28 protein-coding genes and 1 other annotated feature are annotated in these 25,671 nt (G+C 41.1%); of the genes, 18 read left to right on the plus strand and 10 right to left on the minus strand.

The genetic code is table 11. The annotated features are described in order from the left end of the window. The 4 genes from ACFS5O_RS11360 to ACFS5O_RS11375 all read left to right on the plus strand — a co-directional run bounded on the left by ACFS5O_RS11360 (window position 1) and on the right by ACFS5O_RS11375 (window position 3,777). Complete coding sequence (locus tag ACFS5O_RS11360; RefSeq protein ID WP_205726775.1) at window positions 1-1,131, plus strand: M20/M25/M40 family metallo-hydrolase; 1,131 nt, start codon at window positions 1-3, stop codon at window positions 1,129-1,131. Between the two features lie 195 nt (window positions 1,132-1,326). Then, window positions 1,327-1,824, plus strand: coding sequence for a MarR family transcriptional regulator (locus ACFS5O_RS11365; RefSeq protein ID WP_205726774.1), 498 nt, complete (start codon window positions 1,327-1,329; stop codon window positions 1,822-1,824). 100 nt (window positions 1,825-1,924) lie between these two features. Next, window positions 1,925-3,100 (plus strand): DNA polymerase IV, encoded by a 1,176-nt coding sequence (locus ACFS5O_RS11370; RefSeq protein ID WP_318300240.1) that lies wholly within the window; start codon window positions 1,925-1,927, stop codon window positions 3,098-3,100. Window positions 3,101-3,117: 17 nt separating this feature from the next. After that, complete coding sequence (locus tag ACFS5O_RS11375) at window positions 3,118-3,777, plus strand: phosphatase PAP2 family protein (RefSeq protein ID WP_205726773.1); 660 nt, start codon at window positions 3,118-3,120, stop codon at window positions 3,775-3,777. A 44-nt stretch (window positions 3,778-3,821) separates the two neighbouring features. Here ACFS5O_RS11375 and namA read toward each other — a convergent pair whose 3' ends face one another. The 3 genes from namA to ACFS5O_RS11390 form a co-directional block, all read right to left on the minus strand. Further along, a complete protein-coding gene (gene namA, locus ACFS5O_RS11380) occupies window positions 3,822-4,883 on the minus strand; it encodes an NADPH dehydrogenase NamA (RefSeq protein WP_379839642.1) in 1,062 nt (353 codons plus the stop codon). A 60-nt stretch (window positions 4,884-4,943) separates the two neighbouring features. Further along, entirely contained in the window at window positions 4,944-5,678 is a 735-nt protein-coding gene (locus ACFS5O_RS11385; RefSeq protein WP_205726772.1) for a glycerophosphodiester phosphodiesterase, read from the minus strand. A 327-nt stretch (window positions 5,679-6,005) separates the two neighbouring features. Continuing rightward, window positions 6,006-6,185: a hypothetical protein gene (locus ACFS5O_RS11390; protein ID WP_144699210.1), complete on the minus strand. Its 180-nt coding sequence runs from the start codon at window positions 6,183-6,185 to the stop codon at window positions 6,006-6,008. Window positions 6,186-6,326: 141 nt separating this feature from the next. Here ACFS5O_RS11390 and ACFS5O_RS11395 point away from each other — a divergent pair, with 141 nt between their 5' ends. Beyond that, entirely contained in the window at window positions 6,327-6,665 is a 339-nt protein-coding gene (locus tag ACFS5O_RS11395; protein WP_205726771.1) for a DUF3889 domain-containing protein, read from the plus strand. Window positions 6,666-6,669: 4 nt separating this feature from the next. Here the strand turns inward: ACFS5O_RS11395 and proC are convergent, their stop codons facing one another. Next, window positions 6,670-7,488: a pyrroline-5-carboxylate reductase gene (gene proC / locus ACFS5O_RS11400; RefSeq protein ID WP_205726770.1), complete on the minus strand. Its 819-nt coding sequence runs from the start codon at window positions 7,486-7,488 to the stop codon at window positions 6,670-6,672. Window positions 7,489-7,535: 47 nt separating this feature from the next. Then, window positions 7,536-7,745 (minus strand) — a binding site (T-box leader). A 96-nt stretch (window positions 7,746-7,841) separates the two neighbouring features. Between proC and ACFS5O_RS11405 the strand changes: the two genes are divergently transcribed. Together ACFS5O_RS11405 and ACFS5O_RS11410 are read left to right on the plus strand one after the other, a co-directional pair. Continuing rightward, window positions 7,842-8,816 carry an MBL fold metallo-hydrolase gene (locus ACFS5O_RS11405; RefSeq protein WP_205726769.1) on the plus strand — a complete coding sequence of 325 codons (975 nt, stop codon included), beginning with the start codon at window positions 7,842-7,844 and terminating at the stop codon, window positions 8,814-8,816. Between the two features lies 1 nt (window position 8,817). Then, complete coding sequence (locus ACFS5O_RS11410) at window positions 8,818-9,609, plus strand: SDR family NAD(P)-dependent oxidoreductase (protein ID WP_205726768.1); 792 nt, start codon at window positions 8,818-8,820, stop codon at window positions 9,607-9,609. A 326-nt stretch (window positions 9,610-9,935) separates the two neighbouring features. Here the strand turns inward: ACFS5O_RS11410 and ACFS5O_RS11415 are convergent, their stop codons facing one another. Next, window positions 9,936-10,136 carry a YqzH family protein gene (locus ACFS5O_RS11415; RefSeq protein WP_205726767.1) on the minus strand — a complete coding sequence of 67 codons (201 nt, stop codon included), beginning with the start codon at window positions 10,134-10,136 and terminating at the stop codon, window positions 9,936-9,938. A gap of 164 nt (window positions 10,137-10,300) precedes the next feature. Here ACFS5O_RS11415 and ACFS5O_RS11420 point away from each other — a divergent pair, with 164 nt between their 5' ends. Continuing rightward, window positions 10,301-11,557 (plus strand): Y-family DNA polymerase, encoded by a 1,257-nt coding sequence (locus ACFS5O_RS11420; RefSeq protein WP_198767707.1) that lies wholly within the window; start codon window positions 10,301-10,303, stop codon window positions 11,555-11,557. A gap of 15 nt (window positions 11,558-11,572) precedes the next feature. Beyond that, window positions 11,573-11,902 carry a YolD-like family protein gene (locus ACFS5O_RS11425; protein ID WP_205726766.1) on the plus strand — a complete coding sequence of 110 codons (330 nt, stop codon included), beginning with the start codon at window positions 11,573-11,575 and terminating at the stop codon, window positions 11,900-11,902. A 71-nt stretch (window positions 11,903-11,973) separates the two neighbouring features. Here the strand turns inward: ACFS5O_RS11425 and ACFS5O_RS11430 are convergent, their stop codons facing one another. Further along, window positions 11,974-12,705, minus strand: a complete 732-nt coding sequence (locus ACFS5O_RS11430) for a ZIP family metal transporter (RefSeq protein ID WP_205726765.1) — start codon at window positions 12,703-12,705, stop codon at window positions 11,974-11,976. Window positions 12,706-12,849: 144 nt separating this feature from the next. On the opposite strand from ACFS5O_RS11430, the gene ACFS5O_RS11435 reads away from it, so the two are divergent. Then, a complete protein-coding gene (locus tag ACFS5O_RS11435) occupies window positions 12,850-14,274 on the plus strand; it encodes an N-acetylmuramoyl-L-alanine amidase (RefSeq protein WP_205726764.1) in 1,425 nt (474 codons plus the stop codon). A 227-nt stretch (window positions 14,275-14,501) separates the two neighbouring features. On the opposite strand, the gene ACFS5O_RS11440 is transcribed toward ACFS5O_RS11435, so the two are convergent. Then, a complete protein-coding gene (locus ACFS5O_RS11440) occupies window positions 14,502-14,750 on the minus strand; it encodes an HPr family phosphocarrier protein (protein WP_205726763.1) in 249 nt (82 codons plus the stop codon). Window positions 14,751-14,843: 93 nt separating this feature from the next. Between ACFS5O_RS11440 and ACFS5O_RS11445 the strand changes: the two genes are divergently transcribed. Next, a complete protein-coding gene (locus ACFS5O_RS11445; protein ID WP_205726762.1) occupies window positions 14,844-15,497 on the plus strand; it encodes a TVP38/TMEM64 family protein in 654 nt (217 codons plus the stop codon). 3 nt (window positions 15,498-15,500) lie between these two features. Here ACFS5O_RS11445 and ACFS5O_RS11450 read toward each other — a convergent pair whose 3' ends face one another. Further along, window positions 15,501-15,764 (minus strand): hypothetical protein, encoded by a 264-nt coding sequence (locus ACFS5O_RS11450; protein WP_197130862.1) that lies wholly within the window; start codon window positions 15,762-15,764, stop codon window positions 15,501-15,503. 225 nt (window positions 15,765-15,989) lie between these two features. Here ACFS5O_RS11450 and ACFS5O_RS11455 point away from each other — a divergent pair, with 225 nt between their 5' ends. Next, the gene (locus ACFS5O_RS11455) at window positions 15,990-16,451 is read left to right on the plus strand and encodes a hypothetical protein (RefSeq protein WP_205726761.1); all 462 of its coding nucleotides are present in this window, start codon (window positions 15,990-15,992) and stop codon (window positions 16,449-16,451) included. A 46-nt stretch (window positions 16,452-16,497) separates the two neighbouring features. Here ACFS5O_RS11455 and ACFS5O_RS11460 read toward each other — a convergent pair whose 3' ends face one another. Next, window positions 16,498-19,665 carry an efflux RND transporter permease subunit gene (locus ACFS5O_RS11460; protein WP_205726760.1) on the minus strand — a complete coding sequence of 1,056 codons (3,168 nt, stop codon included), beginning with the start codon at window positions 19,663-19,665 and terminating at the stop codon, window positions 16,498-16,500. Window positions 19,666-19,828: 163 nt separating this feature from the next. Between ACFS5O_RS11460 and ACFS5O_RS11465 the strand changes: the two genes are divergently transcribed. Both ACFS5O_RS11465 and ACFS5O_RS11470 read left to right on the plus strand, forming a co-directional pair. Next, window positions 19,829-20,374: a PadR family transcriptional regulator gene (locus ACFS5O_RS11465; RefSeq protein ID WP_205726759.1), complete on the plus strand. Its 546-nt coding sequence runs from the start codon at window positions 19,829-19,831 to the stop codon at window positions 20,372-20,374. A 5-nt stretch (window positions 20,375-20,379) separates the two neighbouring features. Beyond that, entirely contained in the window at window positions 20,380-20,718 is a 339-nt protein-coding gene (locus ACFS5O_RS11470) for an iron-sulfur cluster biosynthesis family protein (RefSeq protein ID WP_205726758.1), read from the plus strand. A 19-nt stretch (window positions 20,719-20,737) separates the two neighbouring features. Here ACFS5O_RS11470 and ACFS5O_RS11475 read toward each other — a convergent pair whose 3' ends face one another. Beyond that, the gene (locus tag ACFS5O_RS11475) at window positions 20,738-21,643 is read right to left on the minus strand and encodes a hydroxymethylglutaryl-CoA lyase (RefSeq protein ID WP_205726757.1); all 906 of its coding nucleotides are present in this window, start codon (window positions 21,641-21,643) and stop codon (window positions 20,738-20,740) included. A 145-nt stretch (window positions 21,644-21,788) separates the two neighbouring features. On the opposite strand from ACFS5O_RS11475, the gene ACFS5O_RS11480 reads away from it, so the two are divergent. The 4 genes from ACFS5O_RS11480 (at window position 21,789) to ACFS5O_RS11495 (ending at window position 25,654) form a co-directional block, all read left to right on the plus strand. Next, a complete protein-coding gene (locus ACFS5O_RS11480; RefSeq protein ID WP_205726756.1) occupies window positions 21,789-22,985 on the plus strand; it encodes an acetyl-CoA C-acetyltransferase in 1,197 nt (398 codons plus the stop codon). A 47-nt stretch (window positions 22,986-23,032) separates the two neighbouring features. Beyond that, the gene (locus ACFS5O_RS11485; RefSeq protein WP_205726755.1) at window positions 23,033-23,725 is read left to right on the plus strand and encodes a CoA transferase subunit A; all 693 of its coding nucleotides are present in this window, start codon (window positions 23,033-23,035) and stop codon (window positions 23,723-23,725) included. 16 nt (window positions 23,726-23,741) lie between these two features. Beyond that, window positions 23,742-24,395 carry a CoA transferase subunit B gene (locus tag ACFS5O_RS11490; RefSeq protein WP_205726754.1) on the plus strand — a complete coding sequence of 218 codons (654 nt, stop codon included), beginning with the start codon at window positions 23,742-23,744 and terminating at the stop codon, window positions 24,393-24,395. A gap of 89 nt (window positions 24,396-24,484) precedes the next feature. Continuing rightward, on the plus strand, window positions 24,485-25,654 hold the full coding sequence (locus tag ACFS5O_RS11495; RefSeq protein WP_205726753.1) for a thiolase family protein: 1,170 nt from the start codon (window positions 24,485-24,487) through the stop codon (window positions 25,652-25,654). Window positions 25,655-25,671: the final 17 nt, after the last annotated feature.

The raw sequence follows: 25,671 nt of genomic DNA on the forward strand, positions 1-25,671 counted from the left end.
ATGGTAAATGCAGACCGTTTGTTAAACGAATTTTTAGAGCTTGTGCAGATTGACTCAGAGACTAGACATGAAAAAGAGATCTCGATCGTGCTTAAAAAGAAGTTTGAAGAGCTTGGTGTTGAAGTTTATGAAGATGATGCTGAATCCACGACAGAGCACGCAGCAGGAAATTTAATCTGTACGTTAAAGGGAAATAAAGAAGGCGTGGACACGATCTATTTCACTTCTCATATGGATACAGTTACTCCTGGTAACGGGATCAAACCCTCTATAAAAAATGGCTATGTAGTAACAGATGGTACTACGATTCTTGGAGCGGATGACAAAGCAGGTCTTGCTGCGATGTTTGAAGCGATTAAAGTCTTAAAAGAAAAAAACATCTCTCACGGTGATATTCAATTTATTATTACAGTAGGAGAGGAATCTGGATTAGTGGGCGCAAAGGCAATGGATGCGTCAAAAATCACAGCAAAATATGGTTTTGCCTTAGACAGTGATGGTCCTGTTGGGGATATTATCGTTGCTGCTCCTACCCAGGCAAAAGTACGAGCAAAAATCTATGGGAAATCTGCACATGCTGGTGTAGCTCCAGAAAAAGGAGTTTCAGCTATCACGATTGCAGCTAAAGCGATCGCTCGCATGCCACTTGGCAGAATTGATGAAGAAACGACAGCTAACATCGGTCATTTCCACGGTGGAGGCACTGGGGAGCAAACAAATATCGTTTGTGACACAGTTTTTGTTCTTGCTGAGGCACGTTCATTGATCAACGAGAAAATGGAAGTTCAAACAGCAAAAATGAAAGAAGCTTACGAATCAGCTGCTGCAGAATTAGGTGGGCGTGCAGAAGTTGAGATCGAAGTGATGTACCCTGGATTCAAGTTTGGTGAAGGCGATCATGTTGTAGAAGTGGCCAAAAAAGCAGCTGAGAAGATCGGACGCCCACATAGGCTTCTTCATAGTGGTGGTGGAAGTGATGCGAACATTATCGCAGGTCACGGTATTCCAACTGTAAATCTAGCTGTAGGTTACGAAGAGATCCACACAACGAATGAAAGAATGCCGATTGAGGAATTGACGAAAACGGCAGAAATGGTACTTGCGGTCATCGGAATAACAGCAGGCGAATAAGAAAAATGACGAAACTTGGCGGATTTTCGCCAAGTTTTTAGTGTTTAATAGGCCTTGTTGCCTGTTTTTGTTGCACTTTAAAACAAAATGTCGCAAAAAGTTGACAGTCACTTTAAGATTTATGTAAGATATTTTTATCATGTAAATGAAAATATTGGTAATTTTAAAAAATCTTATTTCGGGGGAGGAAATGGGATGAGTCAACTATCTGACATGCACATGATGGTGAATTATATGCGTGGCGTGTATAAAGTCTTAGAAGAAGATTGGCAGAAAGCTGCGAAAGCCATTGGATTAACTCAGGCGGAGCAACATATTTTATGGATCGTTTCACTAGAAGAAGACATTACGATCTCTAAGATCGCTTATTACGGATTGTGGGATGTATCTACAGTTATGCAAGTGATCAAACGTCTAAAAGATAAAGGCTACGTAAGATTAGAGAAAAAGAACGATGACCGCCGAATATCTTATGTTTATTTAACAGATGAAGGATTGGTGAAACATAAGGAGTCTACGAGCTTCAACTGCCAGATCTATGGCTTTCTTCAAAAATGGATGGAAGATGAAAGTAAAAAGGACTTCTATCGAGATCTTATTACATTACATAAGGATTTAAACAAGCATTTTCATGGTGAAGAATTTGTTGAATGGGTAGAAGATACTGGAAAGCGGCTTCACAAGACAAGGTAGATACCTTGTCTTTTTCTTTTGTGTAGCAGTCTTTCCTTATGTTTTTAAACACTGTTCTAACATATACTAATAGATAAGTTTTAATAAAGGGAGTGTTCATGTGTATCAGTCTCCTGGGTCTAAAAGAAGAATCATATTTCATGTGGACATGAACAGCTTCTATGCTTCAGTAGAGATGGCTGAAAACCCTGATCTTCGAGGAAAGCCGGTTGCGGTAGCAGGAAATGTAGAAGAGCGAAAAGGAATCATCGTAACTTGTAGTTATGAAGCGAGGGAAAAAGGCGTAAGAACCACAATGCCACTTTGGCAAGCTAGAAAAGTTTGTCCCAATCTTGTTGTTGTACCCCCAGACTTTGAAACATACAAAATGTATTCATCACGCATGTTTCAGCTTCTGCAGGAATATACAGAAAAGGTAGAGCCTGTTTCCATTGATGAAGGCTACATGGATGTGACAGACTGTCAAGAGCCACTCGAAATGGCAAAAGAGATTCAAGCAAGACTGTTGAATGAGCTGAATCTGCCATCATCTATCGGGATCGGACCTAATAAATTTTTAGCTAAAACAGCCTCAGATATGAAGAAACCGCTCGGAATCACGGTTCTTCGAAAGAGAGATCTCAGAGAAAAGCTTTGGCCACTTAAAGTCGGGGAGATGCACGGAATCGGTAAAAAAACCGAAGAAAAGTTAAACAAGTATGGCATCATAACAATTAAAGATCTGGCTGATGCTGTAGATTATGAACTGAAACATCGTTTTGGCATCAATGGTATAAAGATGAAAGAAAGAGCTAACGGCATTGATACGCGCCCAGTCGATCCAAGTGCTGCAAGTGATTATCGGTCGATCGGCAATTCTACGACATTAAGTGAAGATCTTATCTCTGTTACGGAATCTGAAACTGTTTTTAAAAAGCTAGCGGATAAAGTGTCGTCTCGGCTGAAAGCAAAAGGGTATGTAGCACTAACTCTTGCGATCACCATTCGTTATAGCGATCGTAAAACGATTACGAGGAGTAAGATGCTTCCAAACGGAACACAGCAGGCAATAGATATTCAAAAAACTGCCGTTCAACTCTTTCGCCGACATTGGAATCAAGAACCTGTTCTATTATTAGGAATTACCGCTACAGAAGTAGTGGAAAAAGAACTAGCGACTTATCAGCTTGATCTGTTCTCTGTCGAAAAGAACGAAAAAGATGCTCTGCTTCACGATGTATTGTCATCGATCGAGAGAAAGCATGGAGAAGGTATCATAAAAAAGGGGAAAAAGTAACAGGAGCTGATCGTTTCATGATGATCTTTAAGAACAGCGTAATTAGAACAGTAGTGTTAACTGCTCTTTGCCTCGGGCTCTTTATTCTGTTTGCTTCTATCTACGAACAATCAAGAGTAGAAGTTCTTGATGTGTGGGCGATGAAAAATGTGTCTGTCATCCACCAGCCTGCTCTAAATGATAGCTTTACATTCCTGACAAATATGGCTTCTCGGCCGTATCAATATGCCATCTTTATCTTTTTTGCTGTAATCTGGCTGATCGGCGAAAGAAAGTGGATAGAACCGTTCGTGTTAGGCGTTTGTCTCATCGGCATTCGTTTTGAAAATCAATGGTTTAAAGAATGGTTTGAAAGAGATAGACCGATGTATGATCGAGTCATTGAGATTACTGGGTATAGTTTTCCGAGTGGGCATGCTATGATCTCCATCGCTTTTTTTGGTTTGCTTACCTATCTTCTCGTACATAACTATTCGTTGTTGTACAGATATCGAAAGTTCATGTATGGCGTTACGGCACTTTTTATTGGATCAGTCGGTTTTAGTCGAGTATATTTAGGTGTTCATTATCCTACAGATGTTTTAGGTGGGTTTGCGGCTGGAGGAACCTGGCTTTTAATCTGCGTTTTATTGTATAAAGGACTGAACCATTTTCTCAAGAGGAATGTGTCATTATGAATAGAAAAAGCTGACTCTTTTAAAAGAGCCAGCTTTTTTCATTCTTACCAACCACGTTCATATTGTTTGGGACTTTCGATCTCTGTTCCGAGATCTTGTGCTGCTGATCGCGGCCAATACGGATCTTTCAAAAACTCTCGACCGATAAAAATAAGGTCAGCTCGTTTGTTTTGTAAAATTTCTTCCGCTTGCTTGCCTGTTGTGATCAAGCCAACAGCTGCCGTTGCAATTTCAGCTTCGTTTTTAATCTTGTCTGCAAAAGAAACTTGATAACCAGGGAACGTCGGGATCTTCGCAGGTACAACAGCACCCGAACTGCAGTCGATAAGATCGACCCCATCTTCTTTCATCCATTTCGAATAGGTTACAAAATCTTCTGGTGTATTTCCTTCTGGGTGATAATCGTTCGCTGAGACACGAACAAACAGAGGACCTTCCCATTCTAGTCTGACAGCAGCAATGATCTCTTGTAAGAATCGGTAGCGATTTTCTTGGCTGCCTCCATAAGAATCAGTTCTTCTGTTAGACAGAGGAGAGAGGAATTCATTGATCAAATATCCATGCGCTCCATGAATCTCAATAACGTCAAATCCAGCTATTTTTGCTCTTTTTGCTGCACTTCGAAATTGACTCACTGTCTCTTCGATCTGCTGAAGTGACATTTCTTCTGGCGTCTTCATCTTTTCAGAAAAAGCGATAGCAGATGGAGCGATGATCGGTCCATCTATCATAGCCTTACGTCCTGCATGGGCGATTTGTATCGCTGCTTTGGAGCCGTTTTCTTGAATGGATGAAACCAGTTTAGATAACCCTTCTACATGGCTGTCATCCCAGATTCCTAAGTCTTCAGCACTTATTCTTCCTTGTGGGCTTACAGCTGCTGCTTCTGTCATGATCAGTCCCGTCTGACCCATTGCTCGAGACGTGTAATGAGTCATATGCCAAGGGGTCACAATTCCATCTTGTTCATAACAAGAATACATACACATAGGTGACATGACGATCCGATTCTTTAACGTTACGTCACGGATGGTCAATGGTTGAAACAATAACGGTTGAATATGAAACAACTCCTTTTTCTTTGAGAACAAGCTTTTTTTTAGCATCATAACTTTTCTTTCTCATTGTAGTACGTTTGATTACTATTTTTGAAGAAATCTGCTCTTTTAATGTGGTGGAAGGCTGTTCAACACTTCCCTTGCTAGAATCGGATAGTCAGTTATGATTGCTTCCGTATTCCACTCAAAAAAATACTTCATCCACTTCTGACTGTTAACCGTATAGGGACGAACAGAAATATTATTTCTTTTAAAGCCTTTCATGATGTAAGGGTGGAGAGATTTATAGTTCGGATGCGCACTTTGTGAATAAAAGGCTTTCACATACTCCCACGGCTCAAACAATCCCGAAGAGTAAAGAGGTGCCGTTTGAACATAACTATTCAATCTTCTGACCTTAACTAAACTATAATGATTGAACGATGAGATCACGGTTCGATCCATCATCCCATAGTGATGCAACAATTGAAGAACCTTTTCTTCGAGTCCGTTATATTCGACGATATTGTTTTTTAATTCAATATTAAGCAACATCGGTATCGGTGCTATCCATTCTAAAAATTGTTGAAGAGAAGGGATAGATTCCTTGCCGAACTTTTTCGAAAACCAGCTGCCTGCATCTAGCTGTGTTAATTCTTCTTGGGTAAAATCCACGACATAACCTTTTCCGTTAGTCGTTCGATCTACCTTCTCATCATGAATAATGACCGGTACACCATCTTTAGAAAGCTGTACATCAAGCTCGATCCCATCAGCGCCATCTTTAAATGCTTTTTGGAATGCAGCCATCGTGTTTTCTGGACAATCCTTACTAGATCCTCTGTGAGCAAATATATAGGTCAAGAATGTAAGCTCCCTTCATAAAAAAAGATTATTGATAGTATAAGATAAATGAAAACGGAGATGAAATGAAAGGCTTCATAGTAAACTTATGAAAGTGGTTGATTTCCGTTTCAGGTGCTCCCTTTCCGCGTGGCGACCGGTGAGCCACTTGCCGCTTTGCGGCTCTAAGTGTCTCACCTGACCGCTCGTCCCGCAGGAGTCTCGCACCTTCCACTCCAATCAACATTCAAAGGAGACAAAAATCTAAAAGCATTTCTAATTTAGACCAACATACTAAAACACAGCCAGAATGAAAGAAACCCTTCCTGGTTGTAGAGGAAGGGTGAGTTATTTTCTGCGTCTAGAACGCTTCTTTTTTTCTTCTCTGTTGTGTTCTTCAACAGTGGCTCCTTTTTCTGTCAGCCAGTGGATAAAAACAAGCTCTTTGTCAGTAAGAGATCGTTTCGTGAACTTTTCAAACTGAACGCGCAATTCAAGGTATCTTTGGGAAATTTCTACTTCGGTCACATAAATCCCTCCCTAAATCTAGCTCTAGCTTCTACTTAGATGATAAAGAGTAAGTGAAGGGCTTGTCAATTTTTTCTAATCGTCAATTTCTGCAGAGAAAACGAGAGAATTGGTGCAAAATAAGGAAAAGGAGTTGGTAGTATGAAGATTTTGAACAAGTTATTTTGCTTCATGGTGGCCGTTTTTCTAGTGTGTAGCTCACTTCCGGTTAAGATTTCTGCAGAAAATCCAAGAGTACAAGAACCTGCTTATGCAAAATGGGGAAGGCTCGCTGTTTTCGAGACAGGCAAGCGCTACCCCGACTATGATATAATAGATTATTTATATGTTGGACGAACGACACTTCAAAATGGAGATAATGTCGAAAGATTTAAACTTTGGATCAGGAAAGGTGCTACAGAAAAAGGAGTTGTTATTACAATCATGTTAACTCCAAGTGGTGCATTTAAGAATATTTCCTTTCAAGAAACAGTTCGTTAAAAGCTCAGTTCATTCTTCCTAACTCTTCCGACCGTTTCACCGCTCTTTTGATGCAAGCTAAAAACGCATCTTGAACTCCGAATTGATCAAGCTTGCCAATCCCTGCCTCTGTCGTGCCGCCTGGACTGGTTACTTTTCTTCTAAGCTCAATCGGGGAATCTGTTGTTTGTTTGAGCATAAGAGAGGCACCTAAAAGCGTTTGAGAGATTAAAGACTTTGCTTCTTCTTCGGAAAGATTTAGTTCTTCAGCCGCTTTTTGCATGGCTTCTGCGATATAGTAAACATAGGCAGGGCCGCTTCCAGAGAGGCCTGTAACAATATGAAGTTTTTCTTCCGGTACAAGTGTAACCGTTCCGATCGTCTCAAACAGCTCAAGAGATTTTTCAATATGCGATCGCATGGCAGACTTTCCTGAGGAGAGTGCAGTAGCAGAATGTCCGATCGATGCAGATGTATTCGGCATCGCTCTCATGATGGGATTTTGAAGGTGAAGCCAATCTGTTAACGTTTCAGTCGAGATGCCGGCCATAACGGAAAGGATCAGCTGATGACTCTTAACAAATGGTTTGATATTATTTACGGCATCGTGCGCATCTTTTGGCTTTACCGCAAGAATGATGATATCAGCACCAACGACAGCTTCTTCTATCGTGGACGCAGGCACGACACCATACTTAACACGTAGTTCATCCACTCGTTGTGTATTGCTTCGATTCTTTATTGTGATCAGATCAGCTTGCCATTTTTCTTTTTTGATGAGTCCCTCCATAATAGCCTCAGCCATCGATCCGGCACCTATAAATGTAATTTTTTCTGTTCCCACGGGTAATCCCTCCAGAATTTTGAGTATAAAAAAACTCCCAGTCCTATATAAAGGACGGATGGGAGTGATCCGTGGTACCACCTTTGTTGGCATGATTGCTTGCCCGCTCAAGATGTCTTTATCGCAGAACTGCGCCAGATTTCTCCAGACTGCTCCAGGGCAGGTTCGGTAATTCCTTTACGGTGAAATCTTGCAGCCTATGGATTCCACTCTCTAAACGGAGGAGATTACGTACTAATCCCTTTCAACGCATTTATTTATTGGCCATATTTGGCATTTCTTTTATATTTTAAAAAACATTATGCTATGATTTCTATATGTATGTCAACTAGTTATTTTATTTGGAGGAAAAGATGACTCAAAAAACAGCTATTATCCCGATTACTCTTCCTACACCGTTTGATGTGGGTCCTGTAAACTGTGTCCTCCTAAAAAGTGATGCGGTTACGCTCGTTGATTCCGGAGCAAAAACCGAAGAAAGCAAACAAATGCTTATCTCTGCTCTCAAGGATCACGGACTCACATTTAAAGATTTAGACCATTACATCTGCACACACTACCATCCTGATCATGCGGGTCTATCAAAAGAGATACAAGACAATGGTGTTCAGACTTTTATGCTTAAAGAAGCTGTTCCTTATGTGAGTAACGACCCTCATTTTATGGAACAGGGAGAAGCGTTTTATACCAATCTCTATCATTCTTTTGGAGTGCCCGATGCTCTTGGAAGATTAGAACTATTAAAGCTGCGGAAATATCGTACGTTCTCAAGCTCGTTTGTTCCAGACACTTTGCCTTTACCGGGTGATCAAGTTCAAGGTCACGAAGGTTTTATCTTTTTAAAGACGCCCGGCCATGCCCCTGATCATCTTTCTCTTTATCATGAAGAAGACGGTATCTTGATCGGTGGGGATGTGCTGCTGCCTCATATCTCGTCCAATGCACTATTAGAACCACCGGCTGTAAACGAAACAGAGCGACCAAGAACAATGCTTCAATACCGTGAGACGTTGCAATATCTAATGACGCTGAACTTAAAAACGATATACCCTGGACACGGAGAGCCTTTTACAAATGCAGAACAGCTGATCACAAAACGACTTCACGATCACACTGAGCGTGCAAAGACGCTTGAACATCTGTTGAGCGATGGGCCATTAACCGTTTTTGAGCTGTGCAGACGCCTGTTTCCAAAACTATATGAAAAGCAACTCGGTTTAGTAGTTTCCGAAGTTGTAGGTCATCTCGATCTGCTTCAGTCAGAAGGACGAGTACGTGTAGAGGAAGAGAACAAGATATCATATTATCGGAGAGAACAGGAGTTATAAGATGAGTACATTAAAAAACAAAGTGGTCTTGATAACAGGAGCATCTGGGGGACTCGGGGCTCACCTCGCTATGGATGTTGCTAAAAAGGGAGCAACCCCCATCCTTGCTGCAAGAAGAGAAGATCAACTAAAAGTGGTACAGGAAGCGATCTTAAAAGCTACGAATGTAACGGCCCCTTACTATCTTTTAGATGTTTCGAACACAGACAGCGTTGAGGAAGTTCTTTCAACGATCCTAAGTGAACATCAAAACATACATATTTTAGTGAACAACGCGGGTTATGGCATTTTTGAAGAGTTTGTGGATTCGCCATGGAAAAATATCGAAGGAATGTTTTCAACGAACGTTCTTGGGCTTATGGCGTGTACGAGAGCAGTACTGCCGCACATGCTTCAAAGAGGAAGCGGTCATATCGTGAATATTGCGTCTCAAGCAGGTAAGATCTCAACACCAAAATCGAGCGTATACGCAGCAACAAAACATGCTGTGTTAGGATTCTCAAACGGGTTACGCTTAGAAGTCGCACATAAAGGGGTAGATGTGACAACCATCAACCCTGGACCGATCGCGACAAACTTCTTTACACTTGCTGATCAGTCTGGCAATTACGTTAAAAACGTTCAAAAACTGATGCTTCAGCCTTCGCATGTTTCAGAAAAAATCGTCAGAGCGATGGAGCGTCCCGTTCGTGAGATCAACCTTCCATGGTGGATGAACGTTGGAAGTACGATGTATCAAGTCATGCCAAAATTGATCGAAACACTAGGTGGAAAATCGTTTAGACAGAAGTAGATTGCAATAATTATATTATGTAAACTAAAGGTTTGGAAGACTTTGGAGTTGGTGATAAAACTCGTGGATTGGAGCTCGAAACTTGTGGATTGGAGCTCGAAACTCGTGGATTGGAGCTCGAAACTCGTGGATTGGAGCTCGAAACTCGTGGATTGGAGCTCGAAACTTGTGGATTGGAGTCCGAAACTCGTGGATTGCCGCCCAAAACTTGTGGATCACAGCCAAAAACTCGTGGATTGCCGCTTAAAATCTCATCGATCACAGTCCAAACCTCTCACAACAGCACAAAAATAAGCAGGTTCCCCCTCTTCAAAAACGGAACCTGCTTATTTATTTGTAAGATAGGCATATACAACGTCCTGAATGATGCTGTAAACAGCCTCATTTTGGTCTTCCTCATGTATCTCGCGCAAAACTTTCTCTTCGAGATTGGCCCATTCTTTCTCCGTTAATATACAATTTTCTTCTTCCCAAAAATAATCCTTCAACGAATGTTGGATCATTTTTCTTATTAATAAACGATTCATTTCTTCACCTATCTTTCCTTATAAATCCTAGACTTTTGGCTCAAAAACGTCAATCTGCAAAATTTGCTGAAAAAATTACCATTGTTATAAGAACATACATTCGGTTAAAATGGGTATACATATAAAGAACAGATGTTCGTAAATCAACGAAAGGGGTGTGTCGAATGAACTATGATGAAATGCCTAAGCGTACGATCTTATGTATGGATATGAAAAGTTTTTATGCAAGCTGTGCTGCTGTTCGCTTAGGGTTAAATCCGCTGACATGTCATTTGGCAGTAGTAGGGGATACGGAGAGACAAGGAAGCGTGGTGCTTGCAGCGTCACCGAGACTGAAGGCTGATTTTGGTATTCGCACAGGCAACCGGCTGTTTGAGATTCCAAAGAATAAAAACATTATCGTTGTAAACGCGCAGATGGCTTATTTCCTAGAAAGATCGATGGAGATTACGAAGATGCTGCACCGGTATGTTCCACCAGAGTCGATCCACACATATAGCGTGGATGAAAGTTTTCTTCAAGCTGACGGAACAGAAAGGTTATGGGGAAGTGCACAAGAACTTGCTGAGAGGATCCGCCGTGACATCTGGCGAGAGTTTGGATTGCCGTGTGCGATCGGAATCGGCCCGAACATGCTCATGTCAAAGCTTTGTCTCGATCTTGAAGCGAAGAAAAAAGGCGTGGCGCAGTGGGGGTATGAAGATGTAGAGAAGAAACTATGGCATCTATCTCCACTAAGCCAGATGTGGGGAATCGGATCGAGAGTAGAGCGGACTTTAAACAGGATGGGTATTGTAACAGTGGGTGACCTCGCGCATTATCCTCTTGAACTTTTAGAGAAAAAATTCGGGATCATGGGAAATCAGCTCTATCACCATGCATGGGGCATCGATCTGTCTGAAATCGGTGCGCCCATCATGCAAGGTCAGGTCAGCTACGGAAAAAGCCAGATTTTACTTCGTGACTATACGGATATAACGGAGATCAAACATGTCATTTTGGAGATGTGTGAAGAGGTAGCAAGGCGTGCGAGAAGGGCAAGAAAAGCAGGCAGGACGATCAGTTTTGGGCTAGGGTACAGCAAAGATGAAGGTGGTGGTGGCTTTCATCGTTCTAAATCAATCGATCAGCCATCTAATATTACGATGGAGCTGTATGAAGTGTGTCTAGAGCTTCTTCAAACCTTTTATCGGGGAGAGACGGTGCGTAAGATTTCAATCGCCCTTTCTAATGTTTGCGAAGATACAGAAACACAGCTTACTTTGTTTTCTTTAGACCACCCAAAGAAAAGAAAGATCGGCTACGTTATGGATGATATTCGGCAAAAATACGGATCCAACTCTCTTCTGCGAGCTGTTTCTTATACAAAAGGAGGAACAGCATTATACAGAAGCCGACTTTTAGGTGGACATAAGGCATAAGGGGGCGGAAGAACGGTGATTCGTGACAGAGGAACGATTAAGTGGACGGCGATGATGCTGCCGGAGCACGTGAAAATGCTAAGAGAGCATCAGGACGGTCTGGACTATGGAAGAAAGCCAGAATTAGATGAACAAAAGTACGAAGAATTCAATGAGACAATCTGTGTTGCGATGGGAGAGAACCAAGCGCTGAAGTTTACGTATTTCGAAAAAGGCAGGGCGCTCGTGCTTATAGCCCATGTGCACTATATAGACGAATACAAAAAAGAGTTAAGGGTGCTCGATGAAGAAAAAAGGATGCATATCTTAAAAGTGACTGACATTATGGACGTTGAATACGCATAGACAATAAAAAATATAGGCGTAAAAAAAAACAGCAAAAACTAACGCTAAAAGATAGTTTTTGCTGTTTCTTATTATCCAAAGATTTGAGTTAAGTAGATCATGATTAAGAGCCCAGCAATGAATGATAATGTAGCAGATCGAGCGTGACCATCACCATGGCTTTCAGGAATGAGTTCTTTATAAACAATAAAGAGCATAGCACCAGCTGCAAAAGAAAGTCCATACGGTACAAGATTCTCTACATAGGAAGTGAGCACATATCCAAGCAAAGCTGTAACGATTTCAACAGCACCCGTTAATGTGGCAATAAGGAATGCCTTAAATCGATTCATATTTTGGTGAATGAGAAAAAGGGCTACTAACAGACCTTCTGGTGCGTTCTGAAGTCCGATCGCAAATGCGATCAATCCGCCAAGTCCTGTATTTTCACTAGCATAACTGACCCCAACAGAAAGACCTTCAGGCAAATTGTGCAAGGTGATCGCAGCAATGACAAGGAAAGCTTTAGCATCGATGCCCTTAAAAATCTTAGAATGATCAAGATCAACGTGCGGAACGAACCTTTCTAAAAGTAAAAGAGTTAGGGTACCAAGTGTCATACCGATCGTAAGGACCGTTAAGTTTGATAGTTCAAGAGCTTGAGGAATCAAGCTGAACGTTGAAGCAGCGACCATGATACCTGCGGTAAGAGCAAGCAATATGTCGCGGAACCGGTGTGTTACCTGAGACCAGAAGAGAACAGGCAGTGCGCCAAAACCGGTTGCTAATGCAGATAAAACACTTCCAAATAAAGCAGCTTCCATTCTGTTACCCACCTTAGTCAAATATCCAATTTTATAAAAATAGTCATATGGCTCTTTTAGTATACCGCCAAATCCTTTTTAATAGAAGTAAGCGCCATTTTCATTTTATAAAGCGCTTTTATCGGAAAATAAGAAGGTGACAATTTGAAAGTCATAATCATTGACCCGGGCCATGGAGGGAATGATCCAGGAGCGGTAAACAAAGAGCAATTTGAAAAAGTATATAATCTGGCAATCGCCAAAAAGATACAAACTAATCTTCAAAACAACTATGAAGTAACGGTCATCATGACTCGAACGGGTGATACAACCGTATCATTAGACGAAAGATCAAATGTAGCAAACAGCAAGAATGCTGAGCTGTTTGTGTCTATCCACCAGAACATCGGTGGAGGAGAAGGATTTGAAAGCTATGTGCACCAGCGAGCGGGTGCTGAAACGAAAAGAATACAAGGTGTTTTACATGCTTCGGTCGCAGCTGTTATGAGTAAGTACGGTGCGCGAGACAGAGGACAAAAACAGGCTGATTTTCACGTACTTCGTGAAACAAAAGTGTCTGCAATCTTACTAGAAGTACTATTCATGGATAACGAGAAAAACTTGGCTCTTTTAAAAAGAGAAGATTTTCAAAATGACGTGTCTACAGCCATTGCAAAAGGAATCGCACAAAGTCTTTCTCTTCCAAAAAAACAAGTACAGATTACACAAACACAAATTTTCAATGTGATCGCAGGTGCATTTGAACAAAAAGAGAACGCGATAACTCGTGTTTCACTTCTAGCTAAACAAAACATTACAGCCTTTATTGACGAAATAAAAAGCGGAAACAAAACGTATTACAGAGTTCAAGCTGGAGCTTTTCAGAATCGAGAATACGCAGAGAATTTCGCTAAGAAGCTCCGTTCAGAAGGTGTAGCGGATGCTTATGTGATAGAGAAAAATACAAATGAACCACCTCCAGTCCGAGAACCAGCAAAACCCAATCCACAACCACCTAAAACGAACCCAGAACCGCCAAACCCAGAGTCTCCCAAGGGACTGACGATTGGAGGTTCAACGTTACTAACTGCGGATGAGATGGATCGATTTGTTAGGAAAGTAAATCCGAATGCGCCATCTGTAGCTGCTCTTTACCTTCAGTTCGGACAAGTGTACGGAATCAGAGGAGATGTGGCATTTGCTCAGGCTGTTCAAGAAACCGGGTACTTCCGCTTTGAAGGAAATGTTAAGGCATCACAAAATAATTATGCAGGAATCGGTGCAACAGGAAAGAACGAATCAGCCGTGTTTAAAACTCCTCAAGAAGGCGTTTTAGCACACATCCAGCACTTGTTTGCTTATGCTTCAACACAGCCTCTACCTTCCCAATATCCTCTCGTTGATCCTAGGTTCCAATATGTCCAAAGAGGCAGTGCTGTGACATGGGGGCAGCTGAACGGAAAATGGGCCATTCCAGGAACGACATACAGTACTATGATATTGGATATTTACAAAAAAATGCTACATGAAGCGAAAATCCCGTTGCAAACACGAATAAATTCATTAAATGCAATGTTGAACGAACTATAAAAAACGTTGGATCTTTCACGTGTTTCTTCATAAAAACAGGAAAAAATAAGGCTTCGCATATGGTTCGTTTTCATGCGAAGTCCTTATTTTTGATCATTTTTTCGTATGGAAGATTTTTAGCTAAAAAGAGCGAAAATTTTACATAGCATCAAACTGAATTGGCTAAAGTTAAGAAGAACTTAGCCAAAAACGAGTGATCTGTAATAAGATAAAATAAGAACAATAGATTAAGATTTACAGCTTGCGAAAAGTCCGGACGAAAGTATTTTTTCTTTTAATTCTGTATTAGGCGGATCGCATATAATTTCGATGCAGTCATCAGGATAGATAGACAATGCGATGATACCGAGAAAGCTCTTTCCGTCAGCTGTTCGATCTCCTTTTTGCAGATAGATGGATTCTGTAAAGCTGCCTGTAAGTTCAACAAGTTTGGCAGCACGTTCTGCATAAATAGGTCGAGTTGCTTTTACGATCATAATCAATAACCTCCTTTGCCAATCACACTATGTATGGATATGTGCATAAGAAGGAAAAATGCTTACTAAATGAAACTTTCACATGGAGGAAACATGAAACTTACAAAAAAGTGGCTATATCTAATGTTATTAGTTGCGGGTTTGATTATTTTATTTCTCTGGCTGCAAAAAAATTATAAGGGATTTAGTCCTGAAGAATTTAGAAATTGGATCGTACAGTGGGGATGGATCGCACCTTTTATCTTTGTTGTTCTCTATACATTGAGGCCTTTTGTGTTATTTCCATCTTCCATATTTGCCATTACAAGCGGTTTGTCGTTTGGTTTTTATTGGGGATGTCTGTATACATATCTCGGATCGCTAGGAGGAGGACTCCTTACGTATTTCGCGATCAACCGCCTTGGCCGCTTTAAGAAAAATAAACAATGGAAAAACGAAAAATACGAAAAAGTACGTAACAAGATCGAAAGAGAAGGAGTTCGTTTCGTTCTATTATTAAGGTTGCTTCCGGTATTGAATTTCGATCTCGTGAGTTATTTAACGTCTTTAACAAAGGTAAGGTTTAAAGACTATGCGATCGCTACTGCAATAGGTATCATTCCGGGAACAATCGCTTATACGTATTTAGGTACATCCATGACGTCTGGAAGTAAAAAAGTCGTTTGGATCGGCACTACTCTTTTATTTGTCCTTGTCGGTCTACCGATGATATTTAAGAAGAAGATGAAGGCAAAGGTAGGGTTGTAGGTATTAAGAAGGTTGCTCTGGAGGTAAGATTAGACTCATCGCTGACTCAGCATCAGCTCCTTCAACGATATAAAGAAAAGAATCTCCTTCTTTTAACGTTAAAAAGAATGCTACGAGCTGTGATAACCCTGTGGCATGAATGGTAATACCATCTTTACTTAAAAATAGCTGGCTGTTAAGTCTCTTAGCAGAATGCATAATCTCAATGGCTTTACTCACTGTATATTTAGCAGTAACGATCACTTTTTGAGAGCAGATTTGTTTCATAATCTAAAAGCCTCCTTTATGAGATGATTGCTGATATATTTCCCATAAGTAGAGAGGCCGAAACAAGGTCTATAGTCCCGATGTGCAAAATGATGGAAAAAGTATGTAGTGCTTTAGAATAAAGAAGGGTACATATAAAAACGATAGATTCGGCTTAATGTAAAGAGTTGCCATAGAGAGAAGGAGAAGAAAAGGGAAACGAACCAATAAATAGGGGGAGTTTGATTGCGAATTTCATTTCAACTTTTCATCATGACTGTTTTACTTTTTAATCTGTTACAAACTTATGTGTTTGCCTCTTCACAGACTGTTGCTGAGAAAAAGGCAGGGAGCTTTCACTATAGCATAATAGCAGATGGAGAATTCTTAACTTGGAGTATTGGAGACGGTAAAAAACAGAGTGAGATCCAAGAAGGTAAAAAGAATCAGAGGGAGCTCGATCGATTTAGGGAAGCAGTTAATGAGATGAGCGTACAAAAATTCTCCTTAATTATCTATATTTTGTATCTGATCCTTATTGGAATTATAGGGTATATCCTGTATAAAAAGTGTGCGAAAAAAAGGGAAGAACTCATGGCGATCGTTGCGCTGTTCGCTATATATGCCATATACAAGTGTTATAGGGCTTACGAATTTTTTGTAGCAGCTCAATGGGATGCCAAATATTATTTTGCAGTTCTTACATAGCAAAAAAGAGTACAGCCGGCATGTAAAACCGGGCTGTACTCTTTTTTTATGAATTTAATTTTGCTTTTTCACGTTTCGCCTGTCTTCTGAAGAATAATTCATATAGGACAGGTACGATGATCAACGTTAATAGGGTAGAAGTCGTTAGACCACCGATTACAACGATCGCCAATCCTTTAGAGATCAGCGTTCCTGACGATGTTGTTAATGCAAGTGGAATTAATGCTGCAATCGTCGCAAATGCTGTCATTAATATCGGGCGTAAACGGGTTTTACCAGCTTCTAATAACGCTTCACGAACCGGCATACCCTTAAGTTCACGGTTTTGTCCGATGCGGTCAACCAATACGATCGCATTCGTTGTAACGATACCGATCAGCATGAGTATTCCGATCATCGCACTAACAGACAATGGTTCGTTGATTAAATATAATCCTCCGATTGCTCCAACCGGAACGAATATGAGGGAAGAAAGGATGATGAACGGAATACGTGCTCGACCAAATGTGATCAACATCGTTAAGTAAACGAGACCGATCGCAACTAGCATCGCAAGACCTAGGTCTTTAAACGTATCCATCGTTTCTTCGCTTCCGCCGCCGCCTTCTGTTGATACAGAAGAAGGAAGCTCTACATTATCTTCAACGCCTTTAATAACGTCTTGTGTTACTTTTTGAACGTTGTCTCCTTTTACTTGTGCAGAGACTTGTGCATAAATCTTACCATCAAGCTTTTGGATTCCAGTAACGGTGTCTTTTTCTGTTACATCTGCAACGTCTGAGATCTTAACCGGACCAGATGAACCGAATACAGTCAGGTCCTTGATCTCTTCTAGGGATTTAACTGCTTCGTCATATTCAACTTTCACATTCTTTTGATCGCCGTCTAATGTAAGTTCTCCTACTTCAACAGGTTTCGTTACATCTGAGACTGCTCCTAGGATAGCGAAGCCTGATACGCCTTTTTCAGCTGCTTTTTCGGTATCAATTTCAACAGCCCATTGTTTTTGTGTATCTTTGAAGTTGTTGGATACATACTTGATCGAATCGATCGTCTTCATGTACGTTTCAACTTCACTTGCTGCTTTTTGCAGATCTTCTAAGTTGTTTGAATATAGATCAATATTCACTTCGTTGTTAGCTGGTGGTCCGCCGCTCGAAACTTCCTGCAAGCTGATTACGGTTCCTTCTGCTTTTTCGTCTGTGATTTTCTTAATATCTTTTTCTAATTCTTTTAATTCTGTGTCAATGTTTGCATCTTTTTTGAGGTTAACAAAATAGTTAGCCACATTTTGACGCTTAAGACCGGTTTGGAAATCACGAGATCCGATACCAGCTGTTACATCTTCAATCGTACCGCGTTTAGAGAGATAGTCTTCCACTTCTAAAGACACTTCGTTCGTCTTTGTTACATTTGTACTTGCAGGTAATTCAACGTTGATCGTTAATGTTTTCTGCTCTTCATTCGGTAGGAACACCATTCCAAGTTTTGTTGCAAGGAAGAAAGATCCACCTAAGAGAATGAATGAAGTGACTAGAACTAGAATTTTATGGTTCAATGATGCTTTGATCAGTTTTTCATAACCACGCTGCAAAGGACCATCGTTCTTTTCTGGTTTTACGGTTTTAAATGCATATTTTGCTAAGATCGGTACGATCGTAACAGCAACGATCAGTGAAGCTAATAAGGCGAACACAACCGTTAATGCAAACGGTAAGAAGAATTCACCTGTGATACCGCCGACAAGACCAAGTGGCAAGAATACTACAACAGTTGTGATCGTTGAAGATACAATCGCTTTTAAAATTTCGCGTGTAGAATCGATGATCAACTCATCACGATCGTAGTCACCTTCTGTTTTACGGATTCTTCTAAAAATATTCTCGATAACTACGATACTATCATCTACCACACGTCCGACTGCTACTGCCATTCCGCCAAGTGTCATGATGTTTAAAGTAATATCAAGACGGTCTAGGAATATGGCTGACACGAGCAGTGAAAGCGGGATTGAGATGATGGCAATGATAGTTGCTCTGAAGTTGCGAAGGAATATCAGTACGGCTAAGGAGGCGAATAACGCTCCGAATAATCCTTCTTTAACTAGCGTGTTTACAGAGTCTTTAATGCCTTCTGCTTGGCCGAAACCAACCGCATAGTCTAACTTATCATCGTATTTATTTTTGTTCAGCACTTCTAGAACTTTGTCAGCCACTTCGACCGTATTGGCATCTTGTTTCTTAGTTACGGCCATAGAGAGTGAGTCTTTTTGATTATATCTTGTAATCTCACTAACATCATCTGTTTCTTTAACTTCCGCTAGATCACCAAGCTTTAAGCTTTCTGGTGCTTGAGGTCCTGCTCCTGCGCCACCAGGTGCGCTTTGTCCGCCAGGCGCTCCGCCTCCAGCTCCTGGTTGAGCTGCTTCACCAGGTGCTCCTCCGCCAGGTCCACCCGGAGACTGTGCTGGTGCGCCTTGACTTGATGAGATGGTGATCTCTTTAAGCTCGGCTACTGTATCGACCACTTCTTCCACACGAACTGGAACTGTAATCGAGTCATCCGTTACGGTACCAGCAGGGAAAGAGAGGTCACGGCTGTTGATTGCTTCTTTAACAGCGTTTAAGGTGATGCCGGCTTCTTTTGCTTTTTCTTTATCCAATGTGATGGAGACAAACGTTTCTTTAGTACCACCAACAGATACGTTGTTCACACCTTGAATCTTTTTAAGTTCTGGAACCAATTCGTCATTAACGAATGCTTGAATGTTTTCTCCTTCTTTTTCAGGGAATAAAGAGATATTGTAGATAGGAATCGTTCCAAAGGAGAAACGGCTAACTTCTGGTTCTACATCTTCAGGAAGATCCGTTTCTGAAATGATGGATTTGACTTGATCTTCTACCTCATCCATATTTGCGGTGAAAGGAAAATCCATACTAATGATAGAGATGCTTTCGTTTGAAGAACTCTTAATGGTTTTTACATCCTCAACTTGCTTCAATTGCGTTTCAAGTTTGTCCGTGACTTGCTCGTTCACATCTTCAGGAGATGCTCCTGGATAGACAGTTTGAACGGTAAGCTGTGGAAACTCAACGTTTGGGAGCAAATCCACTTTTAAGTTCGTGAATGAGAAGACTCCACCAACAATGAGTAAAAATGAAAAGATGAATATTGCTACTGGATTTTTTAAACTAAATCGTGTTAACCAGTTCATTGTTTTCTCTCCTATTTTTGTTTTTTGTTTTATATGTGTATTTTCACATATGTTTATCTATAATATAATAGCTGTATAAGATTTATATCAAGTATTAAGAATAAAATTTTTGTGAAAAATGTGTTACAATGCAAAACAGAACAGAAAGAAAGAAGGGTATCAAATGGCGTTAAGGTATGCGCTGTTAGGTTTATTGGCGAAAAATGAAGCAACCGGTTACGAGCTAACACAGCAATTTAAAGAAACAGTTATTCATTTTTGGACAGCCCATCACACGCAGATCTATAGAGAACTCTTAAAGATGGAAGAAGAAGGACTCACACAATCTAAGACCGTTCAGCAGACTGATTATCCTGATAAGAAGATATATGCAATCACGGACAAAGGTTTCGAACAGCTGCTTGAATGGATGCTGAATAAACCTGTAAATGAACCAAAGCTGAAAGACGATTTGTTATTAAGGGTATCCATGTTTCATTTTATCCCGATAGACAAAGCGATTGCTTTTTTAGAAAAGAGTAAAGAGCACCATAAGATGGGGCTGATGATGACGAAAAAATGGCAAGAAGAGCACTTTCCAAAAGGAACTTACGGAAAAAACGAACTTGGAGAGTTCTTAACAAGTGAATACGGCATTCGATATATGGAAAGCTGGTTATCATGGTGTAACTGGGCGATTAAAGTTCTAAAGAAGAAAGGTGAGTCATAAGCAGTATGGAAATTATTTTTACTGATGCAGCATTAACCCGATTGGAAAAGAAGGTACAGGGAAAAGCGGGTTACTTAAAACTCAAACATGATACAGAAGGCTGCGGCTGCGTAGTAAGTGGTGTAGCTGCTCTTGTCCTCGTGGATCAGATAGAGGACAATGATACAAAAATTGAAACGAATGGACCAGATCTATACATGGAATACAATACGGCTGTTTTCTTTGCTGAGAATATGACGATCGATGCACCGGCAGGCAACCACTTTTCATTAAAAAGCCCTGGTGAAATGCTGAATCCTTCAATGAAATACTATGATAGAACGGAACAAAACACGGGCTTATAAAATGCCCGTGTTTTGTTTGTTAAGGCTGAGGAACATTTTTTAGAAGTTGAAACTGCTTGCTTGAGACAGGTTTAGAGAGAAGAGGGGATATGTAGGCTGCTGCTTCAAGCAGTTTATCGAGATGAATACCTGTTGAAATTCCCATTTGAGAAAGCATGTGTACGACATCTTCAGAAGCAACGTTGCCTGAAGCTCCAGGTGCGAACGGACATCCGCCAAGCCCTCCAGCAGATGTATCAAAACGATCGATGCCCGCTTGAAGACTCGCAAAAATGTTAGCAAGAGCCATTCCTCTCGTATCATGAAAATGAGCGGTTAAAAGTGTTGTTCCACGCAGATGATGTTTTAATAGTGTAAACAGTTCAAAACACTCTGCTGGATTTGCCATACCGATCGTGTCTGCCACACTCAGTTCATCCACACCCATCTCTTCAAAATCCAGGCAAATTTTTAACACGTCCTGTTCATCGATCTTTCCTTCGAATGGACAATAAAAGCTAGTAGAGATACAAGCCCTCACGAAAAATCCTCTGCGCTTTAAATCTTCGATCAGAGGTCTGAGTTCATTCATGCTATCTTCTGTTGATTTGTTTATATTCTTCTTATTGAACGTATTGCTGACACCTACGAATACAGCAATATGCTTCACTCCAGATTCAACAGCTAGATCAATTCCTTTTTGGTTTGGAGCAAGGACAAAGTTTCGTTGATCGTCTAGGCAATTATCAATAATAACAGAGGCATCTTGCATTTGAGGAACCCATTTCGGTGAAACGAAGGAGGTGAGCTCCATCTCTTGAAATCCGGCATTTTTTAATAGAGAAATAAATTCTATCTTATTCTTTGCAGGTATTAAATTCTTCTCATTTTGAAGACCATCTCTCGGTCCAACTTCTATAAGCGTAACCCTTTCAGGCAAGTCCACGATTGTAAACCCCTTTCTCGAAAACGTTTTCCTATTGTTATTTTAACTAAAAAAAATCGTCTGTTGCAACACATTTAAATTGTTATGGTATGATAAAAAGGAATTTTCAGAAATTTAAAAGAGATCTACAAGGAGGAGACTAGTAATGGTTTCAAGGGAGAGAGATGCTGTAATTGTAAGCGCTGTCAGAACGCCGATCGGAAGCTTTATGGGAAGCTTTAAAACGGTTGCGGCAACAGATTTAGGAGCAATCGCGATCAAAGATGCATTAAAAAAAGCCGGTGTCCCGCATGATTCAGTAGATGAAGTAATCATGGGAAATGTTCTGCAAGCAGGACTAGGACAGAACCCAGCCCGACAAGCCGCTATTAAAGCTGGATTGCCGAATGAAGTATCCAGTATGACGATTAATAAAGTTTGCGGCTCAGGTCTCAAGGCAATCCATCTCGCGTGCCAATCAATCTGGCTGGAAGAAGCAGATATTATCGTTTGCGGTGGAATGGAAAACATGAGCCAAGCTCCTTATCTTTTGAACGGTGCGAGAGATGGCCTTCGAATGGGTAACGCTCCTATGGTAGATTCCATGATTCAAGATGGATTATGGTGTGTATTTGGTGATTATCACATGGGAATCACTGCGGAAAACTTATGTGAAACACATTCATTGTCCCGCGAGGAACTGGATGAGTTTGCAGCAGAAAGCCAAAGAAAATGTGCACAAGCGCAGGAACAAGGAAAATTTAATGACGAGATCACACCCGTAGAGATTCCTCAACGCAAAGGTGATCCGATTATTGTGGATACAGATGAATACCCAAAACCTGGTTCAACGGCTGAAAAGCTAGGAAAACTTCGCCCGGCATTTAAGAAAGATGGCATGGTAACAGCGGGTAACGCGTCAGGCATCAACGACGGTGCTGCAGCGCTTGTTGTCATGAGCAGAAAGAAAGCAGAAGAACTAGGAATAAAACCAATCGCCGTTGTAAAAGCGAATGCGAGCGCTGGTGTTGCGCCAGAAGTGATGGGAATCGGACCAGTAGAAGCCGTTAAAAAAGTATTGAAGAAGACAGAGTTGAGCATGAATGACTTTGACTTAGTTGAAGCAAATGAAGCATTTGCAAGTCAATCTCTAGCGGTTGGCAAAGATCTTGAATTTGACAAAGAAAAATTGAACGTAAACGGTGGAGCGATTGCACTAGGTCATCCGATCGGAGCAAGTGGTGCAAGAATCGTCGTGACATTACTTCATGAGATGAAACGCAGAAATGTAAAACGAGGTTTGGCAACGCTCTGCATCGGTGGTGGTCAAGGGGTTGCGTCAGTTTTTGAGAACGAAGCATAATAAATGACTGTCAAAGGACAATGATCGGATGAAAAGGAGAGAGAAAAATGAAACCTATATTCAACTCAGCACTTGAAGCTGTAGCGGAAATAAAAGATGGATCTACTCTTTTAGTTGGAGGTTTCGGGCTTGTCGGAATACCTGAAAACTTAATTCTAGCTCTAGTAGAAAAAGGAACGAAAGACCTTACCGTTATCTCAAACAACTGTGGAGTGGACGACTGGGGTCTTGGACTTCTATTGAAGAACAAACAGATCAAAAAGATGGTAGGTTCTTACGTGGGGGAGAATAAAGAGTTTGAAAGACAAGTGTTATCAGGTGAGATTGAAGTAGATTTGATCCCACAAGGTACACTTGCTGAAAGAATTAGGGCAGGCGGTGCAGGTATTCCAGCGTTCTACACACCAGCGGGGGTAGGAACACCGATTGCTGAAGGAAAAGAAACTCGTACGTTTAACGATAAAGAATATCTGCTTGAAGAAGGAATCGTAGCTGACTTTAGTTTGATTCGTGCTGCAAAAGGAGATAAAGCAGGAAATCTCATCTATAACAAAACGGCTCGTAATTTTAATCCGATGATCGCAGCAGCAGGGAAAGTGACGATTGCTGAAGTGGAAGAGATTGTTGAGATTGGTGATCTGTATCCGGATTACATACATACACCAGGTGTTTATGTTCAAAAAATGATTGTCGGAACTCAAGAAAAACGTATAGAACGATTAACTGTAAAAAAAGGGTAAGAGGAGGGAGACCATTATGAACATTAGAGAAAGAATTGCAAAAAGAGCGGAAAAAGAGATCGAATCGGGATTCTACGTAAATTTAGGAATCGGAATGCCAACGATGGTTGCCAATTTTATTTCCGATAATAAAGAGGTTGTCTTACAATCAGAGAACGGACTTTTAGGCATCGGACCTTATCCGCTTGAAAGTGAAGTTGATCCAGATCTGATCAATGCAGGAAAAGAAACGGTAACGGCGATTAAAGGGGCTTCTTACTTTGACAGTTCTGAATCGTTTGCGATGATCCGCGGCGGTCACATCGATATCGCGATCCTAGGTGGAATGGAAGTTTCAGAGAACGGAGATCTGGCCAACTGGATGATTCCAGGAAAGATGATCAAAGGAATGGGCGGGGCGATGGATCTTGTGCACGGAGCGAAGAAGATCATCGTCATCATGGAACATGTGAACAAAGCAGGAGAGAGTAAAATCTTAAAGCAATGTCAGCTTCCCCTAACTGGTAAAGGAGTCGTAGAACGCATCATTACCGATCGTGCTGTTATGGACGTTTCTGATCAAGGTCTCGTGTTAAGAGAAGTAGCAGAAGGATATTCCGTTGAAGATGTAGTGAATTCCACCGAAGCAAAACTATCTGTTGCAGAGAATGTGAAGTTGAACGCTTATTAAGGTAAGTCCTTTTGAAAAATATTTAATTCGCGAAGAAGATTCATGATCGATACTAGGTTCTTATCTTTTAATTAAAGAGGTGCAATCACATGGCTATCTATATCATAGATGGGGCTAGAACGCCGTTTGGATCATATGGAAAATCCTTGACAGGTGTGAGTCCGACAGACCTGGGTGAGATATCTGCGGTAGAGGCGATGAAACGTGCCCATATTTCTCCAGCAGATATAACGGATGTCGTTTATGGTAATGTTATTCATTCGAGTAAGAATGCCGCATATGTAGCGCGACATACTGCATTAAAAGCAGGAGTGCCATCAGACGTTCCTGCCATGCTCGTCAACCGCTTATGTGGTTCTGGCATGCAAGCAGTGGTTTCAGCCATGCAGAACCTACGTGATCAGGAAGAAGGAATCGCGCTTTGTGGAGGCATAGAAAATATGTCACAGTCGCCACACGTTTCTTTTCACCACCGGTTTCATAATCAAAAGTTTGGCCCGATCACGTTTGATGATATGCTTCTTCAGACGTTAAGTGATGAATACATCGGGTGTGGTATGGGTATTACAGCTGAAAATTTAGCTGATCAATATTCCATTACAAGAGGAGAGCAAGATGAGTATGCAAGTCTTAGTCATAGAAAAGCGGCTGAAGCAAGAGAGAGTGGAAGATTTACAAAAGAGATCGTTACAGTACCTTTAAAAAACGGAGCTCTCTTTACAGAGGATGAAGGGATCAAGCCTGAAACATCTGTTTCTTTGCTTGGAGAGTTGAGGCCATCTTTTCAAAAAGACGGAACAGTTACAGCAGGAAATTCTTCTTCTATTAACGATGGGGCCGTGTCACTTATTCTTGCTCACGAAAAATCGGTTAAAGAGAAAAGGTTAAAACCGCTCGTAGAGATTGTTTCTTGGGCAGTAACCGGCGTCGATCCATCGGTGATGGGAATTGGTCCTGTACCTGCGATTCAAAAACTCCTGCAAAAAACAGGTCTTTCCATCGATGACATTGGGTTGTTTGAAATTAACGAAGCGTTTAGTTCTCAATATTTAGCTGTAGAAAAGGAACTAAAATTAGACCGCGAAAGAACGAATGTAAACGGAGGAGCGATTGCGCTAGGCCATCCTGTAGGTGCGAGTGGTGCTAGGTTGCTGCTCACTCTAAGTTATGAAATGGAACAGCGCCAAGAAAAGTACGGAATAGCGAGCCTCTGTATCGGTGGTGGGCAAGGAATTGCGATGTTACTCAAACGAGTATAAAAAAAGTCCCGTGAAGC

The sequence above is a fragment of the Fictibacillus nanhaiensis genome, from assembly GCF_042686385.1.
Taxonomy (GTDB): domain Bacteria; phylum Bacillota; class Bacilli; order Bacillales; family Fictibacillaceae; genus Fictibacillus; species Fictibacillus nanhaiensis.

Coding starts and splice junctions, on each gene's coding strand:
- ACFS5O_RS11360 (WP_205726775.1), top strand. CDS start 1: ATGGTAAATGCAGACCGTTTGTTAAACGAATTTTTAGAGCTTGTGCAG.
- ACFS5O_RS11365 (WP_205726774.1), top strand. CDS start 1,327: ATGAGTCAACTATCTGACATGCACATGATGGTGAATTATATGCGTGGC.
- ACFS5O_RS11375 (WP_205726773.1), top strand. CDS start 3,118: ATGATGATCTTTAAGAACAGCGTAATTAGAACAGTAGTGTTAACTGCT.
- namA (WP_379839642.1), bottom strand. CDS start 4,883: ATGCTAAAAAAAAGCTTGTTCTCAAAGAAAAAGGAGTTGTTTCATATT.
- ACFS5O_RS11395 (WP_205726771.1), top strand. CDS start 6,327: ATGAAGATTTTGAACAAGTTATTTTGCTTCATGGTGGCCGTTTTTCTA.
- ACFS5O_RS11405 (WP_205726769.1), top strand. CDS start 7,842: ATGACTCAAAAAACAGCTATTATCCCGATTACTCTTCCTACACCGTTT.
- ACFS5O_RS11410 (WP_205726768.1), top strand. CDS start 8,818: ATGAGTACATTAAAAAACAAAGTGGTCTTGATAACAGGAGCATCTGGG.
- ACFS5O_RS11415 (WP_205726767.1), bottom strand. CDS start 10,136: ATGAATCGTTTATTAATAAGAAAAATGATCCAACATTCGTTGAAGGAT.
- ACFS5O_RS11420 (WP_198767707.1), top strand. CDS start 10,301: ATGAACTATGATGAAATGCCTAAGCGTACGATCTTATGTATGGATATG.
- ACFS5O_RS11430 (WP_205726765.1), bottom strand. CDS start 12,705: ATGGAAGCTGCTTTATTTGGAAGTGTTTTATCTGCATTAGCAACCGGT.
- ACFS5O_RS11440 (WP_205726763.1), bottom strand. CDS start 14,750: ATGATCGTAAAAGCAACTCGACCTATTTATGCAGAACGTGCTGCCAAA.
- ACFS5O_RS11445 (WP_205726762.1), top strand. CDS start 14,844: ATGAAACTTACAAAAAAGTGGCTATATCTAATGTTATTAGTTGCGGGT.
- ACFS5O_RS11450 (WP_197130862.1), bottom strand. CDS start 15,764: ATGAAACAAATCTGCTCTCAAAAAGTGATCGTTACTGCTAAATATACA.
- ACFS5O_RS11460 (WP_205726760.1), bottom strand. CDS start 19,665: ATGAACTGGTTAACACGATTTAGTTTAAAAAATCCAGTAGCAATATTC.
- ACFS5O_RS11465 (WP_205726759.1), top strand. CDS start 19,829: ATGGCGTTAAGGTATGCGCTGTTAGGTTTATTGGCGAAAAATGAAGCA.
- ACFS5O_RS11470 (WP_205726758.1), top strand. CDS start 20,380: ATGGAAATTATTTTTACTGATGCAGCATTAACCCGATTGGAAAAGAAG.
- ACFS5O_RS11480 (WP_205726756.1), top strand. CDS start 21,789: ATGGTTTCAAGGGAGAGAGATGCTGTAATTGTAAGCGCTGTCAGAACG.
- ACFS5O_RS11485 (WP_205726755.1), top strand. CDS start 23,033: ATGAAACCTATATTCAACTCAGCACTTGAAGCTGTAGCGGAAATAAAA.
- ACFS5O_RS11490 (WP_205726754.1), top strand. CDS start 23,742: ATGAACATTAGAGAAAGAATTGCAAAAAGAGCGGAAAAAGAGATCGAA.
- ACFS5O_RS11495 (WP_205726753.1), top strand. CDS start 24,485: ATGGCTATCTATATCATAGATGGGGCTAGAACGCCGTTTGGATCATAT.